The organism is Planctomycetota bacterium (genome assembly GCA_035384565.1).
Classification (GTDB): Bacteria; Planctomycetota; PUPC01; order DSUN01; family DSUN01; genus DAOOIT01.
Genome location: DAOOIT010000040.1, coordinates 19,676 through 35,034, shown reverse-complemented (window position 1 = coordinate 35,034; position 15,359 = coordinate 19,676). Strand labels below are relative to the sequence as shown.

Here is a 15,359-nt window from a genome sequence, read left to right as displayed (position 1 = left end):
GGCCCAGGCCGGGACGAGGGTCCGGCGGGGACAGAGCTTCCGGAGGGGCGCTCGTGAACGATGAAGCCGGAGGCGTCGCGAGGGGCCCAGGGCGAGCCTGGCCCTGGCTCGTTGCGTGCCTGGTTGTGGGCCTGGGCGCGCGGCTGGCGGTCGTGGCTGTGCCCTATACGATGAGCTCGGCGCAGCTCATGGGCCGCTCGCTCACGTGCTGGGCCGAGCAGCCATTCTTCCCGGATTCCCTGGAGTACCTGAGCGTCGCGCATAGCCTGCGGCACGGTGAAGGTTTCGCCGTGGACCGCGCCAGCCGCATCGGTCGCATGCCGGCCTATCCGTTGCTGATCGCGGGGCTCCAGGCGATCTTTGGCGATGGACTGTTGCCGGTGCGCGTGGGTGATGCTGTGCTGGGGACGGCGCTGATTGCCCTCGTCTACCTGCTGGGCATGGAACTCTATGGCCGCAGAGAGGCCGTCATTGCTGCCGGAATCACCGCGGCCTACCCGTTCCTCGTGGTGCAGGCGGTGCTCGTGCTCTCGGAGACTCTGTTCATGGCCTTCATGGTCGCGGGTGCCCTCTTCGTGGGGAAGGCGTGGAAGCACCCGCGAGCGGCCTGGGGAGCGTTGGCTGGCCTGATGTTCGGGCTGGCCACTCTGACGCGGGGCTCGTATCTGGCGGTGGCCCCGCTCACGGCCTTTGGCTTTGTGGTTGGGCGACGGGCCGAGCGCCGCGCGTGCGGCTGGGCTGCCCGCATGCTGAGCGTCTTCGCGCTCACGCTGACGCCGTGGGTGGCGCGAAACTGGTCCGCGAGTGACGGGCACCTGGTCGTCACGACGCTGCGGGTCGGACCCTCTCTGTACGAGGGTCTGAACGAGGATGCCGATGGCGGCCCGATGATGGACCGCATCAACTGGGACGAAGGGACGGCGGGCATGAGCGAGTACGAGCGCTCACGGCATTGGCGCGACCTGGCCCTCCGCTACGCCAGGGAACACCCTGATCGGGTGCTCGGGTTGGCCGTCGTGAAGCTCGGCCGATTCTGGAACGTGGTGCCGAACCTGGGCCAGTTGCGCGGCGCGGCGCCCTGCGTGGTCTTCGGAGCGCCCTATGTTCTTGTGATGGCGCTCGCTGTGGCCGGCCTGCTGGTCTCGCGGCGAGGCGACGTGGCCTTGATCCTTCTGCTCCCGGTGGTGTATTATTGCCTTGTGCACACGGTGTTCGTGGGCTCGATACGATATCGCGAGGCGCTCATGCCGCTGCTGATCGTGATGGCCGCCCGCGGCATTGTTGCGGCATGGGCCCGTCTGAAGTCCCGGGGCAACAGTGCGACAACCGACCCCGCGTCTGCCCGGAGCGCGGGTTGAAGAGACGTGGATGATTCCGAAGTATCAGCGATACCGCACCGGGCAACGCTGGCTGGTGGCCCTGAGCTTGTTCGGTTGCGTCGCGTTCCACGTGACCGTGATCGCGCGCTTCCTCCTCTCGCCCGCACAGTTTCGCGCTCGAACGCGACTGCTCCTCCAGGAACGCTTTCAGGGTGAGGTCACGGTCGGCGAGGCGGGATATGCCTTCCCGTCGGGGTTCCGGCTAGCCGACCTGTGCGTGTCGCGCCCTGCGGCGCGTGGGGGAGGGCCGCTGTTCCAGGTCAAAGCGCTATCGGTGGACATCAGCCTGCTGGCTCTCCTGCGCGGCAAGGTGGCCGTGGACGAGGTGCTGCTCGTGGAGCCCGAGGTGAGGGTGACGAAGGAGGATCTTGCCGAGCTCGGCCAGACGCCGGCGGCTGAACCTGGAGAGCCTCTGGGGCGGATCGTGATCCGCGGCGGACGCCTGGCCGCCGGCAAGGACGTGCTTTTCGAGGGCAGCCCCGAACGCGAACTGCGCGACGTGCGGATCGAACTCAGCCAGGAGCGCCGCCTGAACTGCGGCTATACCTTCGAGGGCGAGGCCAAGTCGGCCCTCTGGGGACGTTGCGACCTCGAGGGCACGCTGGACCTCGGCGGCCGGCGTCTCGATGCCAGAGCAGTCGCGCGTGGCATCCGTATCGACTCGCGTCTGCGCGAACTCCTTCCGAAGGAACACCAGAAGTATGCGGACGCGCTTGACCGCTACAATCTCCGCGGTGTTGTGGACCTCTCGCTCGAGAGCATGATGTCCTGGGGCGACAACAAGTCTATCGCTCTTCGGGCCGTGGCGGACCTGCGGGACTGTAGTGCCGCATGGGAACGCTTTCCTGTTCAGTGCACCGACATCCGTGGCAAGGTCGTCTTCGATGGCGCGAACCTGTACTACCAGGACCTGACCGGGCGTGCCGGCCCTGCCACCGTCACGCTGACCGGGCAGACCACCCGCGAGAAGGTCGAGGTGCACCTGGTTGGGCGCGGCCGGCCGTTAGACAAGGAACTGCACGATGCCGCGCCCGAAACCCTGAAGCGCGTGTGGGACAGGTGCGGCGTCGAGAGCGGGATCATCAACGTGGACTACCAGTCCACCTGGTGGCGGGCCGACCAACGCTATGAGGCGAGCATTCGGAGCGAGGTGCGCGACGTTCGCGCCACCTACTCGCTCTTTCCTTACCCCCTCGGGGAGATCTCCGGCACTGTCCGATGGGAGAACGGCGTCTCGTACATCGACTCTCTGCGCGGCCGGCGCGGGCACGCGCGCGTCCAGGTGCGCGGGCAGGTGACCGATGCCGGAGCGCCCGACCTGGTGATCGAGGCGTCCGACGTCCCCTTCGACGAGACGCTGCGTGGCGCCCTGACCCCGGGATGGAAGAAGATCTTCGAGGAGTTGCGGCCGGAGGGCACGGCCGGTGTGTACTGCACCGTGACAGGCCCGGATGGCGACCCGAAGAAGCTTCAGTATCGCTTCACAATCCGGCCCGAAGGCGCATCGTTTCAGCACAAGAGCTTCCCGCACAGGATCACCGATGTGCGGGGAGAGATTCTGGTGGACGAGGCTGGGACCGTCTCCTTCCGCGACTTGCGTGGGAGGCTGGGCAACATCCCACTCCAGTTCCTGGGCACGGTGCGGCCCGGAGAAAAGGAGCCCGTACTGGACCTCACGGTGGTGGCACCGGAGGTCGAGCTGGGCCCCGCCGCCCGGAGTTTTGTGAGCAAGCAGTGGGGAGTGATCTACGACGACTTGAGCCCGAGCGGGAAGGTCCGGTTCGCCTGGCATCTGAGCACCGATCCTGCCACGGGGGCGCTCCGTCAGTCCACAGAGATCACCTGCCTTCAGGACTGCTCCGTCGAGCACCGCCTCTTCCCGATCCGTGTCACCGGGTTGATGGGGCGCGTGTTGGTGGACGAGGCGGGCCAGACAACCTTCACGGGGATGAAGGGGCGGATTGGCAATGCGACGGTGGAGGCTGTGGCAGGGCGGTGCGCCCCCGGCGGCGTCGGCGGCCTGAGTTTCACCCTGCGCATCACCGGACTTGCTCTGACCGACGAGATTCGCAAGGCTCTGCCGCTGTCGTGGCAGAAGGTGTGGGACGAGGTGCGACCGTCGGGGGAGGCGGCAGTGGAGTACCAGTTCATCGGCAACCCACAGGCGCCGGACCGACCGCAACAGCGGGTGGCTGTGGAGCCGACGGACGGCGCGTTCACCTACACCCGCTTTCCCCTGCCCGTGCGCGAGGTTACCCGGGGGAAGGTGGTTTTCGACCAGGATGGCAACACGACGATCAGCGGCCTGCAAGGCAAGGTCCGGGATAAGGCCGTTCAACTTGCCGGGAAGGTGACGATGGGGCCGGACGGCGGGGTGATGCACCTGGAGGTCGTGGCCGACGAAGTGGCGCTCGATGACGAACTGCAACGCACCCTGCCCCCCGAATGGCAGGAAGTGCTGAGGAATCTGCGGGTGGGAGGCAGCATGGCTGCAAAGGCGTTGGCCGACATCAGGATGGCCAAGGGCGAATGGCTGAGCTTCCGACTCGACGCGACGCTCAAGGGCTGCGAGGCCACATGGAGCGGCCTGCCTGTGCGCCTGACAGGGCTGCGCGGTCGCCTGGAGTACGCCGACGGGTTGGTGACCCTGACCGATGTCCTCGGGGAGTGTGCGGTCGCCGATCAGGTGAAACTCAGCGGGCGCATCCCCAAGAAAGGCGTGGAGGGCGGCCGCCTGCAAGTGGTGGTGCAGAACGCGAGAGTGGTGCCGGAGCTTCTGGCGGCGCTTCCCGAGGGGCTGCGCAAGATGCTGGAAGCGCTGGCCTTCAAGGGCTCCGCAGACGCCGAACTCACCGTGGCTCCCGCCGAGAAAGGCATCCCAGCGATTCAGTGCTTCGGCACCCTGCGGTTGCGCGATTGCTCGTTCCGCAGGACTCACGACTTCGAGCAGGTCAGCGGCAACCTGCGGATTGATAGCGGCCTGATCCACGAGGATGGGAAGCAGGTCCTTGCAGGCGGGCTCGACCTGCGGAAGGTGGTCGCCCACAAGTATGTGGTCACTGAACTGAAAGGCGGGTTTGCGTACCAGCGGGCGCCTGCCGGCGATGGGAAGCCGATGACGACCCGCCTGGTGTTGAGCGATCTGGTAGGCAGCTTCTACGGCGGGAGCGTGACCGCCAGGGTTACGATGGACGTGGATGGCGAGGGGGCGTTCGCCAGCCGGCTCGCGGTTGACAGGGCGGACTTCAGGGTCTTCGCCAAGGAAGCGCTGAAGGTTGACACCCCTGCTACGGGCCGCATGAGCTGGCAGTTGGAGTTCCCGCCCGGGCGGTACAAGGAGGAGAACCTGGTCGGCGATGGCGAGGTGTCCATCACCGAGGGTGAGCTTGGGCAACTGCCGCTCGCCGCCTCGCTGTTCAACGCGCTCAGCCTCCGGTCGCCGCTGGACAGATCGATCACGGAGGCAAGAGCCAAGTTCGGCATCGCAAAGGACGCTCTGGTGCTCAAGGAGATGTACCTGCTGGGAGAGGCCCGGGTGCTGGCGGGGCAGGGCACCGCGGGATTCGACGGGAGCCTCAACATCAGGCTGGTAAGCCCTCGGGCCGAGCGAACTCTGTGGGATGTGGTCATGATCGTCCCGAACCTCATCCGCGAGCAATTGGTGCAAGTGGAGGTGCGGGGCACGCTGTCGCAGCCCGAGGTGCGGGTGCTGCCTGTGCCCGTGATCCCGCAGCTTGTGGAGACCTTCACCGACGCGCTGGGGATCTGGCGCAAGCGCCATCCGGAGAAGCCCACGCCGCCCGCGCCGCCGGCGCCCGCGCCGCCGCCCCTCCCTCCTACAGGACCCTGAGTCGCACTTTCGGGAACAGTCGAGTGAATGCTGCCAGTACGGAACGGACCCCTCGGATCATCATCAAGTCCCTTGGCCTCGCGCTGGCGATTGTGCTTCTGGGGGCTGGCCTCCGTTTCTACGCGATCGGCCGCAAGTCGCTCTGGCTCGATGAGGCGGTGACGGTGAATCTGATGGGGAGTCGCTATACGGACATGCTGGCGGGTGTCATCGGGCACGACGCCCACCCGCCCCTCTATTACGCGCTGGCGCATCTGTGGACTCAGCGCTCGGCCAGCGCGCTGCGGGCGAGAGCGTTCTCAGCCGTCTTCGGCGTGGCCACCGTGGCGGTCTTCTACCTGCTCGCCCGCGTGCTCTTGCCGCGGGAAGGCGCCTTGGTGGCGACCCTGCTGCTGGCCGTGTCCGCCTTCCAGGTGTATTTCGCCCAGGAGGCGCGCCACTACGCCCTGGCGGCGTTCTTCGTCACGTTGTCCTGGTACTTCTTCGTCCAGCTCGTTGCCGGCAGGAAGCTTGAGAACTGGCGGTGGTGGCTCGGGCTGTCGCTGGCGAACGCCGCGGCGCTCTACACGTTCTACTTCACGCTGTTCGCGGTCGTGGCTCAGCTCATCGTGCTGGTGCTCCTGTGGCGAGGGATCGGCAAGAGGCTCGTGGTGGGTTGGCTCTCGTGGCAGTTGCTGCCCGCAGTCCTCTTCGCGCTGTACGTGCCGGTAATCCTCGAGCACATTGCCAGCCTCCAGGGGCTGGCTCCGCCGAAGGGGCTCACGATGCTGAGCGGGCACGGGCTGATGCTTACGGCATCCCAGTTCGCGTGCGGCTTCCTTCCCGAGACATGGGGGAGCGGCGAAGTCCTGCTCCGCGCGGCGACCGCGGCGTTGGGCATCCTGACCCTTGCGGCAGGTTTCGTGGGGCTTCGCGGCTGCCGGTGCGCCACAGCCGTGACCGTGACCTGGCTGCTGGGGCCGATCGCGTGCCTTGCCCTGTTGCCGATCCGTGGCCACGCTTATGAGCCCAAGCATCTCATCGCGGCCGCGCCTGCCTTTGCGCTGTTGCCCGCGATCGCCCTCGTGTCTTCGCGCGGTCTGGTGCGTGGCCTGGCGGCGGCCCTCGTGGCCGTCCTGATCGCAACGAATGGCGTGTCGCTCTGGCGGTACTATGATGGGCGAGTTGAGAAGGAGAACTGGCGTGGCGCCGTGGCCGAGGTGATCAAGCGCGTGGAGCCGGGGGATATCGTAGTGTTCAACCCGTTCTACGTTCGGCATCCCTTTCACTACTACTATCAGGGCCACTATCGCGAGTATCCGATCATGGGGGTTGAGGCTCCCGCATCGGGAGAGGCCTTCCGATCCGGAGAGCTCAAGTTGGGCCGTCGCATCTGGCTGATCGAGGGCAGCAGCCGTGTGGCGGTGCCGAATCCTGCGGTGGTCAAAGAGTTGAGCCCGCACCGGCTGCTCTTCGGCCCCGAGCGCTTCGAGGGGTTGGTGGGCAGCATCACGGTGTCCTTGTACGACACCTTCAAGCCGCCTCCCAAGGGAGAGGCGCCGGCAGGGCCAAAGGGCGGCGCGCATTGAAGCCGAGGAGCAGGTGTGCTATACTCTAGCCCGGTTGGGGAGTGCGGGGGAAGGGAGGGGGGACGGTTCCTGGAGGCCATCCAATGCGGAGCGTGGTGACAGGAGCCGCGGGCTTCCTCGGCTCGCACCTGTGTGATGCCTTGCTCGCTCGAGGCCACCAGGTGATCGGCATTGACAGCGTCCTCACCGGCTGCACGGACAACATCGCCCACTTGTTCGGCCACCCGCAGTTCTGCTTCGTGAAGCACGACGTCACGAACTACATATACATTGACGGCGAGGTTGACAGTGTGCTGCACTTCGCCTCGCCAGCCAGCCCTGCCGATTACCTGAAGTACCCGATCCAGACGCTCAAGGTGGGGTCCCTCGGCACCCACAAGGCCCTGGGGCTGGCGAAGGCCAAGAAGGCGAAGTTCCTCCTCGCTTCGACGTCGGAGGTCTACGGCGACCCGCTCGTGCACCCGCAGCCGGAAGACTACTGGGGCAACGTCAACCCGGTGGGATTCCGGGGCGTCTACGACGAGGCGAAGCGGTTCGCCGAGGCCATGACCATGGCCTACCACAGGTTTCACGGGCTGGACACGCGCATTGTGCGGATTTTCAACACGTACGGGCCACGGATGCGGACGGATGACGGGCGCGCCCTGCCCAACTTCTTCCGGCAGGCGATCCTGGGCGACGACATCACCGTCTACGGCAATGGCGAGCAGACCCGCAGCTTCTGCTACGTCTCCGACACAGTGGAGGGGATCTGCCGTCTCCTCGAATCCGAGGAGCATTTTCCGGTGAACGTGGGCAACCCCGTGGAGATCACCGTCCTGGAGCTTGCCAAAGAGATCATCGAGCTCACCGGCAGCAGGAGCCGACTCCGCCTGGTGCCATTCCCGGATGACTACCGGGACGACCCGAAGACGCGGCGCCCCGATATCTCGAAGGCTCGGCGCGTCCTGAATTGGGAGCCGAGCGTGGACCGTCGCGAGGGCCTCCGCCGGACCCTCGACTACTTCCGAGCCAAGCTTGAGCCGGCCCGCCAGGGGATTCCATGAGCCCTGATGATTCCGGCACGCAGCCCGATCCTCTCCTCGGCCAGACGATCTGCGGCTGTGAGATTCTGAACCTCATCTGCCAGGGGGGAATGGGAAGACTCTACCGCGCGCGGCAGCTCTCCCTCGACCGCATCGTCGCCGTCAAGATACTGTCGCCCGCCCTGGGCTCGAACGAGGAGTTCCTCGACCGCTTCCGCCGCGAGGCGCGCGCCCTGGCCAACCTGCATCACTCGAACATCGTCGGCATCCACGACTTCACCGAGGAAGGCGACCTGCACGCCATTGTCATGGAGTACGTGGAGGGGGAGAATGTGGCCGACATGGTAGACCGGCTCCACGTGATCCCCGTGCTCACCGCCGTCGGCATCGTGCGCCAGGTGGCCGAGGGGCTGGCGTTTGCCCACGAGCGGAACATCATCCATTGCGACCTCAAGCCCGAGAACATCCTGGTGACCGCCTCCGGCCTCGCCAAGTTGGCGGACTTCGGCCTGGCCAAGAGCGTGCGCGGCGAGAGTGGCCACATCACGCGCAACGGCGTGGTGCTGGGCACTCCCACCTACATGAGCCCCGAACAGTGCGCGGGTTCGAAGCTGGACCCGAGGACCGACATCTACTCGCTCGGGGCCACCTTCTACCGCATGGTGGCGGGCCGCGACGCCTTCGAGGGCGAGGACGCCTTCGCCATCATGCTCAAGCACCAGAACGAGCCCCCAGTGGACCCGCGCCGCTACAACCCCCGGATTCCGCAGACCATCGCCCGCACCATCCTGCACATGATGGAGAAGGCCCGCGAGAAGCGCTACGCACGGGCAAGCGACGTGGTCAGGTCGCTCGTGGCGTTCGAGCGCGGCACCGGGGCGCATGACCCTTCGGAGGAAGTGCTCTACCCGCAACGCGAGTTCGCCATCGCGCGTGAAGCGATCGAGGCAGGGATGGTCAGCACGCCGCAACTGCGCGAGGCCATCGCCCGGCAGGAAGCGGGCGGAGCGGCTGCGCCCGATCTCGGCACGCTCCTGGTCGAGGCGGGGCTGCTCACCGAAGAGCAGGTGCAGATTCTCGGCGAGCGCACCCATGCACGGGAAGAAGCGCATACCGACGAGGATTTCGCCCGCCTCGCAGTGGAGAGCGGCCTGGCGACCCGGGAGCAGATCGCTGAGGCACTGCGCGAGCAGCGGAACAGCGCGGGACAGGAGGGGCGGCGCCGGCTCTCACGCATTCTGGCGGCGATGGGCGTGATGAAGCCGCCGCAAGTGGCCGAGGTCATGCTGCGTCAGGTCAAGATCACGCAGCGCACGGAGGACGCGGAGCTGCTGGAGATTCTGCGGCGGGATGCCACGGTGCCGGAGGCGGAGATCGAACGCTGCATCGCCGAGCAAGCCCGTCGCGAGGCCGAAGCGAGATTCCACGTTCTCCGCCAGATTCTGCTCGATCTGGGCGTGGTGCCCGCGGCCCGTCTGCGGGAGATGCTGCGCAAGAAGATGCGCCGTGAACTCCTCGAGTACCTCGCGGACCGCGAGCGGTCCCGGAGCGCACCGCCCGAGGTAATCATCCCCAAGGGTGGCGAGATACGCCTGGAGGATGAGGAGATCTGCCCATTGTGCGGCATGAGGCACTCTGTCGGCGCGGAGGCGTGCCCGACCTGCGGTGAGGACCTGGAGGCCGCCCGCCGCAGGGCGGCGCTGCTTGGAATGCAGGCGAAGGCCGCCGCCGGCGGCGGCGAGGCGCGGGCAGGGGGTGGCACGGGCCCCGCGGCAGCGGACCGCCCCAAGCCGCTCTCTCCCAAGCCGCCCGCGGCAAAGGGCGACTGGGAGATCCGTCTGAAGAGCGGCGCCGCCTCCAACCCGTTGAGCTTCGGGGCCGTGCTGCGGCTCATCCGCGAGAAGCGCGTCGAGGCGACGACTGTGCTGCGCGGGCCCCTAACCAAGGGGGTCTGGCGTCAGGCGCGGCTGACGCCCAAGCTCTGCCGCCTGTTCGGCTGCTGTCACTACTGCGGCGCCCCGCTGCCACCGGGGGCGGCGGCATGCCCGAAGTGCAAGACCGATCCGGACCTCCCTCACGAAGACTAGGGCCTGGGCGGAAACCCGCGACTGCGGCGTTGCCTGCATCGGGAGGGCGGATGCGTGGCGCCGCGACGCAGGCGACCCAGTGAGCACTCTGCGCGGTGGTCACCGGGCGCCTGGGCTGGCGGCCTGCTTCTGGTAGAGATTGCGATACGTCGGGCTGGTTGAGAGCAACTCGTCGTGGCTCCCCACGGCCTCGGTGCGGCCCCTGTCGAGCACGACAATCCGGTCGGCCAGACGCAACGCGGAGAAGCGGTGGGCGATGAGGATGACGGTGCGCCCCCGGGCGAAGTTGGCAAGCTGGGCCTCGAGCCGGTGCTCGGCCTCTGCGTCCATGGCTGAAGTGGCCTCATCGAGGATGAGGATGCGCGGGTCGCGAAGCAAGGCGCGCGCCAGGGCGATCCGCTGGCGCTGACCGCCCGAGAGTTTGGCCCCGCCCTCTCCAACCAGCGTCTCGTAGCCATTCGGCAGGTCGTTCGCGATGAACTCGTGAGCGAGCGCGACGCGCGCCGCCTGCTCGATCTGTTCGTCGGTGTAGTGGGTATCCCCGAAGGCGATGTTGTGGCGAACCGTGTCGTTGAAGAGCACGACGCTCTGCGACACATAGCCGATCTGGCGGCGGAGCGAGGTCTGGGTCACGTCGCGGATGTCGGTGCCGTCTATCCGTATCGCGCCCTCGGTCGGATCGTAGAACCGGAGGAGGAGGCTGGCAAGCGTGGACTTGCCGGAGCCGTTCTCCCCGACGATGGCGATCACCTCTCCTGCCCGGATCGTCAGGTGGAAATCGTGCACGACGTCGTCGGGCGGTTCATAGGCGAACGAGACGTGGTCAAACGCGATGTCCACCGAGTGCGGAGGCAGCGGGGCGGCGTTCGGCTTCTCGAGGACCTCGGGCTGGATGTCCATGATGGCGAACACGCGGTCGGCCGCGGCGCGACACGCCTGAATCTCGTTGTTCACATCGCGCAGCTTGTTCAGGGGGTCGTAGACCCGCTTGACGCCGATGAGGAACAGGAAGAGCATGGACACCTCGAGGTGGGCGTTGACGACGAGGTAGACCCCGTAGGCCCCGATCACGAAGATGCAGGCGCGGTAGACGAGCTCCGTAACGGGATCGGAAAGGGCCTTGGCCAGTGTGCGGCGCAGGTCGTAATGGAGCATGCGTCGGCTGGTGCCACGGAACCGCTCGCGCTGGTACTCCTCGGCATCGTAGGCTTTGATCACCATCATGCCCTGAACCGTCTCGGCCAGGATCTTCATGGCGTCCGCGCGCTTCTCAAGGCCCTTGGTCGTATAGCGGCGGACCATGTCGCCCACCCGCTTGAAGACGTAGAGGAGCAGCGGCAGCGCACCGAAGACGAGGAGGGAAAGGCGCACGTTGATCAGGAAGCACGCGCCCAGCCCTGCCAGCAGGCTGAAGGTGTCGCGGATGGCGTGCGCGAAGATGCTGCGGCCGCCCATGGCCAGTTCGCCGAGGTCAGGGCCGAAGGTGGACATCGTGTGGCCCAGGCTTCGCTGGGAGAAGAACCGCATCGAGAGCCCTGAGACGCGCTCGAAGAGGCGGTTGAGCAAGTCCATCCAGCCCCGCTGAGCGGCCGACTCGAGCAGATAGCGCCGGAGGAATATCAGGACCGCGTGGACGATGGCCATGCAGAAAAGGGAGAAGCCCAAGCCCACGACGGTCCACATGAGCGCCGTCTTGCTCTTCGCCTGCTCCTCGAGGAAGGCGACGAGTTGCTGGCCGTAGCGGTGCTTGAAGAAGAACTTGTCGGCCATCGAGGGGCGAGTGCCCGGGAAGAAGTAGAAGCTCAGCAGGATTTCGTTTGAGGCGAGGTAGAAAGCCACGGAGAAGATGTCGAGTGCCTCGGCGGTCAACCCCGAGAGGACGGCGCCGATGACGCGGAGCTTGTAGCGCCAGATGAAGGCGAGATAGCGCAGGTAATTTCGCATCCGAACGGCCTCTGGCGCATTGAGGGGCGACAGGCGCCGGGATGCGGCGCTCGTCTGTTGTCGCGGCTTTGCTGAGACCCGGTTGCCCGTGATCTTACGGTCCTGAGCGTCTCGTGTCAAATGCCGGTGTGAGCGCCCGCGTGCAGGCCGGGGCGGAAAAAGATTTCTCTTTGGGCCGCGTTTTTGGTATGATTCTGGCGTTGTCCTGGTCAGTCCCTTCCACATCATTCTGTGTCGAGGCCGGGCGCCGGGATATTGGTCCGATCTCATGGCTTGCAGCGAGGAGAGCGTGGATGGCGAGAAAGTACGTGTACTTCTTCGGCGGCGGGAAAGCGGATGGCGACGCAGGCATGAAGAACCTGCTGGGGGGCAAGGGCGCCAACCTGGCAGAGATGGCCAACCTGGGTCTGCCGGTGCCTGCGGGTTTCACGATCACGACGGAAATGTGCACGGTCTACTACCAGGAGAAGGGCAAGTTCCCCGCGGAGCTCCGCCGCGACGTTGACAAGGCGATGGCCCGCGTGGAGAAGGTGATGGGGATGAAGTTTGGCGATCCCAGGAATCCCCTCCTGGTCTCGTGCCGCTCCGGCGCGCGGCGGTCCATGCCGGGCATGATGGAGACGGTGCTGAACATCGGCCTGACCTCGAAGACGATCCCCGGGCTGATCGCCAAGACGCAGAACCCCCGCTTCGTGTACGACGCCTATCGCCGGCTGATCCAGATGTACTCGGACGTGGTGATGGAGAAGGCCGCCGGCCTCGAGCCCGCGGAAGGCCAGGGGGTGCGGCAGCAGCTCGAGCGCGCCCTGCAAGCCCTCAAGAACGCCAAGGGGTACACGCAGGACACCGATCTGACGGTCGAAGACCTCCAGCAGCTCATCGAGACCTACAAGGCCAAGGTTCTCGAGGTGATCGGCAAGCCGTTCCCCGACGATCCCCAGGAGCAGCTCTGGGGCGGCATTCGCGCCGTCTTCCAGTCCTGGCGCGGCAAGCGCGCCGTGTCGTATCGTCGCATCGAGGGCATTCCCGAGGAATGGGGCACCGCCGTCAACGTCCAGGCGATGGTGTTCGGCAATATGGGCGACACGTCGGCCACGGGCGTCGCGTTCACCCGCAACCCGGCCACGGGCGAGAATAAGTTCTATGGCGAGTGGCTGCCGAACGCGCAGGGCGAGGACGTGGTGGCGGGCATCCGCACGCCCAACCCGCTCAACGAGGCCACGCGGCCGCCCGACCCCGAGCACGCGCATCTGCCGAGCCTCGAGCAGGCCATGCCGAAGACCTACAAGGAACTCGTCGCCATCCGCAACACGCTCGAGAAGCACTACCGCGACATGCAGGACATCGAGTTCACCATCCAGGAGGGTCGCCTCTGGATGCTCCAGACTCGCGTCGGCAAGCGCAATGGCCCCGCCGCGGTCCGCATGGCGGTCGACATGGAGAAGTCGAAGCTGATCACGGCCGCCGAAGCCGTGTTGCGCGTGACGCCCAGCCAGCTCGACGAACTGCTCCACCCGATTGTGGACCCGGAGGCAGAGAAGAAGGCGAAGCCCATCGCCAAGGGCCTGCCCGCCGGTCCCGGCGGGGCCTGCGGCCAGGTGGTCTTCAGCGCCGACGACGCCGTGGCGTGGGCCAAGAGTGGGAAGAAGGTCATCCTGGTCCGTGAAGAGACCAATCCCGAGGACGTCGAGGGCATGCGCTGCGCCCAGGCCATCCTCACGGCGCGCGGCGGCATGACCAGCCACGCCGCCCTCGTGGCGCGCGGTTGGGGCAAGTGCTGCATCGTGGGCGCCGGCGCCCTGGAGGTGGACCCTCACGCCAAGAGGTTCCACGTTGCGGGCATCACCGTCCAAGAGGGCGACTTCGTCACCCTCAACGGGACCAAGGGCCTGGTCTACCAGGGCGAGCTTCCGATGATCGTCGGCAGCGAGGAGAACCCGTACTTCGGCGCCTTCCTGAAGATTTGCGACAAGGTGCGCCGCCTGGGCGTCCGCGCCAATGCCGACACGCCCGACGACGCGCGCAAGGCCCTGGAGTTCGGCGCCGAGGGCATCGGCCTCTTCCGCACCGAGCATATGTTCTACGGCAAAGGCTCGGAAGAGCCGCTCTTCAAGCTGCGCAAGATGATCCTCAGCAACACAACGGACGAGCGCCGCAAGGCCCTCGACGAGTTGTTCCCCCACGTCAAGAGCGACATCAAGGCCACCCTGGCCGCGATGGCCGGCAAGCCGGTCACCATCCGGCTGCTGGACCCGCCGCTGCATGAGTTCGTGCCGCGGAAGGCCGAGGAGCAGAAGCGCCTGGCCGACAGCCTGGGCATCTCGCCGGAGGACATCCAGGACCGTGCCGCCGCGCTCCACGAGACGAACCCGATGATGGGCCACCGCGGCGTGCGTCTGGGCATCACGTACCCCGAGGTGAGCGAGATGCAGATTCGCGCCATCCTCGAGGCCGCGGCCGAGCTGGCCCAGGAGGGCAAGAAGGCCCTGCCCGAGATCATGATTCCCGTGACCTGCGACGTGAAGGAGCTGGCCAACCAGGCGGCGCTCGTGGGCAAGGTGCACGCCGAGGTCGCCGCGAAGTACGGCGTCAAGAAGGTGCCGCATCTTTACGGCACGATGATCGAGATCCCTCGGGCCGCCCTGCTGGCCGGCGAAATCGCCCAGGCTACGCAGTTCTTCTCGTTCGGCACCAATGACCTCACGCAGATGACGTTCGGCTTCAGCCGCGACGATGTAGGCGGCTTCGTGCCCCACTACATCGAGGCCGGCATCCTGCCGGAGGACCCATTCAACGTCCTCGACCAGAAGGGCGTGGGCGAGCTCGTCCAGTGCGGCATCGAGCGCGGGCGGGCGACCAGGCCGGACCTCAAGGTGGGCATCTGCGGAGAGCACGGCGGCGAGCCGTCGAGCGTGAAGTTCTGCCACCGCGTGGGCATGAACTACGTGTCGTGCAGCCCGTTCCGCGTGCCCATCGCTCGGCTGGCGGCCGCCCAGGCGGTGGCCGAGGAGCCGCCTAAGCCCAAGGCGGCGAAGAAGGGCTCAAAGTAGCCCTTTCAAGAGCGCGCGCGACGCGGCCATTCCGAGATGAGAGCAGGTGGGCGGGGCCGGCGCATGCGGCTCCGCCTGCCTCTCCGCTCGCTCGATGGGCGGCGGCCAGCGGGAGCCCTCTGCACGCGAAGGCACTGACCCATGATCCAGGGCGAGTGTTCCGTCTGCCGCCGCGTGTTCAAGGTAGACGACCGCTATGCGGGCATGACCGGCCGCTGCAAGGCGTGCGGAGCGGCCATTCATGTTCCCGGCCAACTCGATACAGGCCTGGACGGCCTGCCGGCGCTGGCTCCGCCGCAAGGCATGCCTGGGGGGGCGGCGCCACAGGCCCCACAGCCGACCGCCTCGCAGCCGACCGCAGAGGGTGCGGCCCCTGCCTCTGAGAGCCCCGGACCGAGCCGGGCAGAGGAGCCGGCAGCCTCGCCCCACCCTGCTGACGAGCTCTCTCGACCGCGG

The 15,359-nt window shown here is 66.8% G+C and carries 7 protein-coding genes; 6 read left to right on the top strand and 1 reads right to left on the bottom strand.

Annotation, left to right across the window (positions count from 1 at the left end; genetic code table 11):
• Positions 1 to 53: 53 nt before the first annotated feature.
• The 5 genes from PLE19_15190 (at position 54) to PLE19_15170 (ending at position 9,909) form a co-directional block, all read left to right on the top strand.
• On the top strand, positions 54 to 1,358 hold the full coding sequence (locus PLE19_15190) for a glycosyltransferase family 39 protein (GenBank protein ID HPD16296.1): 1,305 nt from the start codon (positions 54 to 56) through the stop codon (positions 1,356 to 1,358).
• A gap of 10 nt (positions 1,359 to 1,368) precedes the next feature.
• Positions 1,369 to 5,229: a hypothetical protein gene (locus PLE19_15185; protein HPD16295.1), complete on the top strand. Its 3,861-nt coding sequence runs from the start codon at positions 1,369 to 1,371 to the stop codon at positions 5,227 to 5,229.
• Between the two features lie 23 nt (positions 5,230 to 5,252).
• Positions 5,253 to 6,797, top strand: coding sequence for a glycosyltransferase family 39 protein (locus PLE19_15180; GenBank protein ID HPD16294.1), 1,545 nt, complete (start codon positions 5,253 to 5,255; stop codon positions 6,795 to 6,797).
• 83 nt (positions 6,798 to 6,880) lie between these two features.
• Positions 6,881 to 7,843 carry an SDR family oxidoreductase gene (locus PLE19_15175; protein HPD16293.1) on the top strand — a complete coding sequence of 321 codons (963 nt, stop codon included), beginning with the start codon at positions 6,881 to 6,883 and terminating at the stop codon, positions 7,841 to 7,843.
• Positions 7,840 to 9,909: a protein kinase gene (locus PLE19_15170; GenBank protein ID HPD16292.1), complete on the top strand. Its 2,070-nt coding sequence runs from the start codon at positions 7,840 to 7,842 to the stop codon at positions 9,907 to 9,909. Before PLE19_15175 ends, PLE19_15170 begins: the two co-directional genes overlap by 4 nt.
• Before the next feature lie 99 nt (positions 9,910 to 10,008).
• On the opposite strand, the gene PLE19_15165 is transcribed toward PLE19_15170, so the two are convergent.
• Positions 10,009 to 11,853, bottom strand: a complete 1,845-nt coding sequence (locus PLE19_15165) for an ABC transporter ATP-binding protein (GenBank protein HPD16291.1) — start codon at positions 11,851 to 11,853, stop codon at positions 10,009 to 10,011.
• Positions 11,854 to 12,146: 293 nt separating this feature from the next.
• On the opposite strand from PLE19_15165, the gene ppdK reads away from it, so the two are divergent.
• Positions 12,147 to 14,903: a pyruvate, phosphate dikinase gene (gene ppdK / locus PLE19_15160; protein ID HPD16290.1), complete on the top strand. Its 2,757-nt coding sequence runs from the start codon at positions 12,147 to 12,149 to the stop codon at positions 14,901 to 14,903.
• Positions 14,904 to 15,359 lie beyond the last annotated feature (456 nt).

Bases quoted from the DNA above. Each gene is read 5' to 3' on its own strand.
- PLE19_15175 (HPD16293.1), top strand. From the start codon at position 6,881: ATGCGGAGCGTGGTGACAGGAGCCGCGGGCTTCCTCGGCTCGCACCTG.
- PLE19_15170 (HPD16292.1), top strand. From the start codon at position 7,840: ATGAGCCCTGATGATTCCGGCACGCAGCCCGATCCTCTCCTCGGCCAG.
- PLE19_15185 (HPD16295.1), top strand. From the start codon at position 1,369: ATGATTCCGAAGTATCAGCGATACCGCACCGGGCAACGCTGGCTGGTG.
- ppdK (HPD16290.1), top strand. From the start codon at position 12,147: ATGGCGAGAAAGTACGTGTACTTCTTCGGCGGCGGGAAAGCGGATGGC.
- PLE19_15165 (HPD16291.1), bottom strand. From the start codon at position 11,853: ATGCGAAATTACCTGCGCTATCTCGCCTTCATCTGGCGCTACAAGCTC.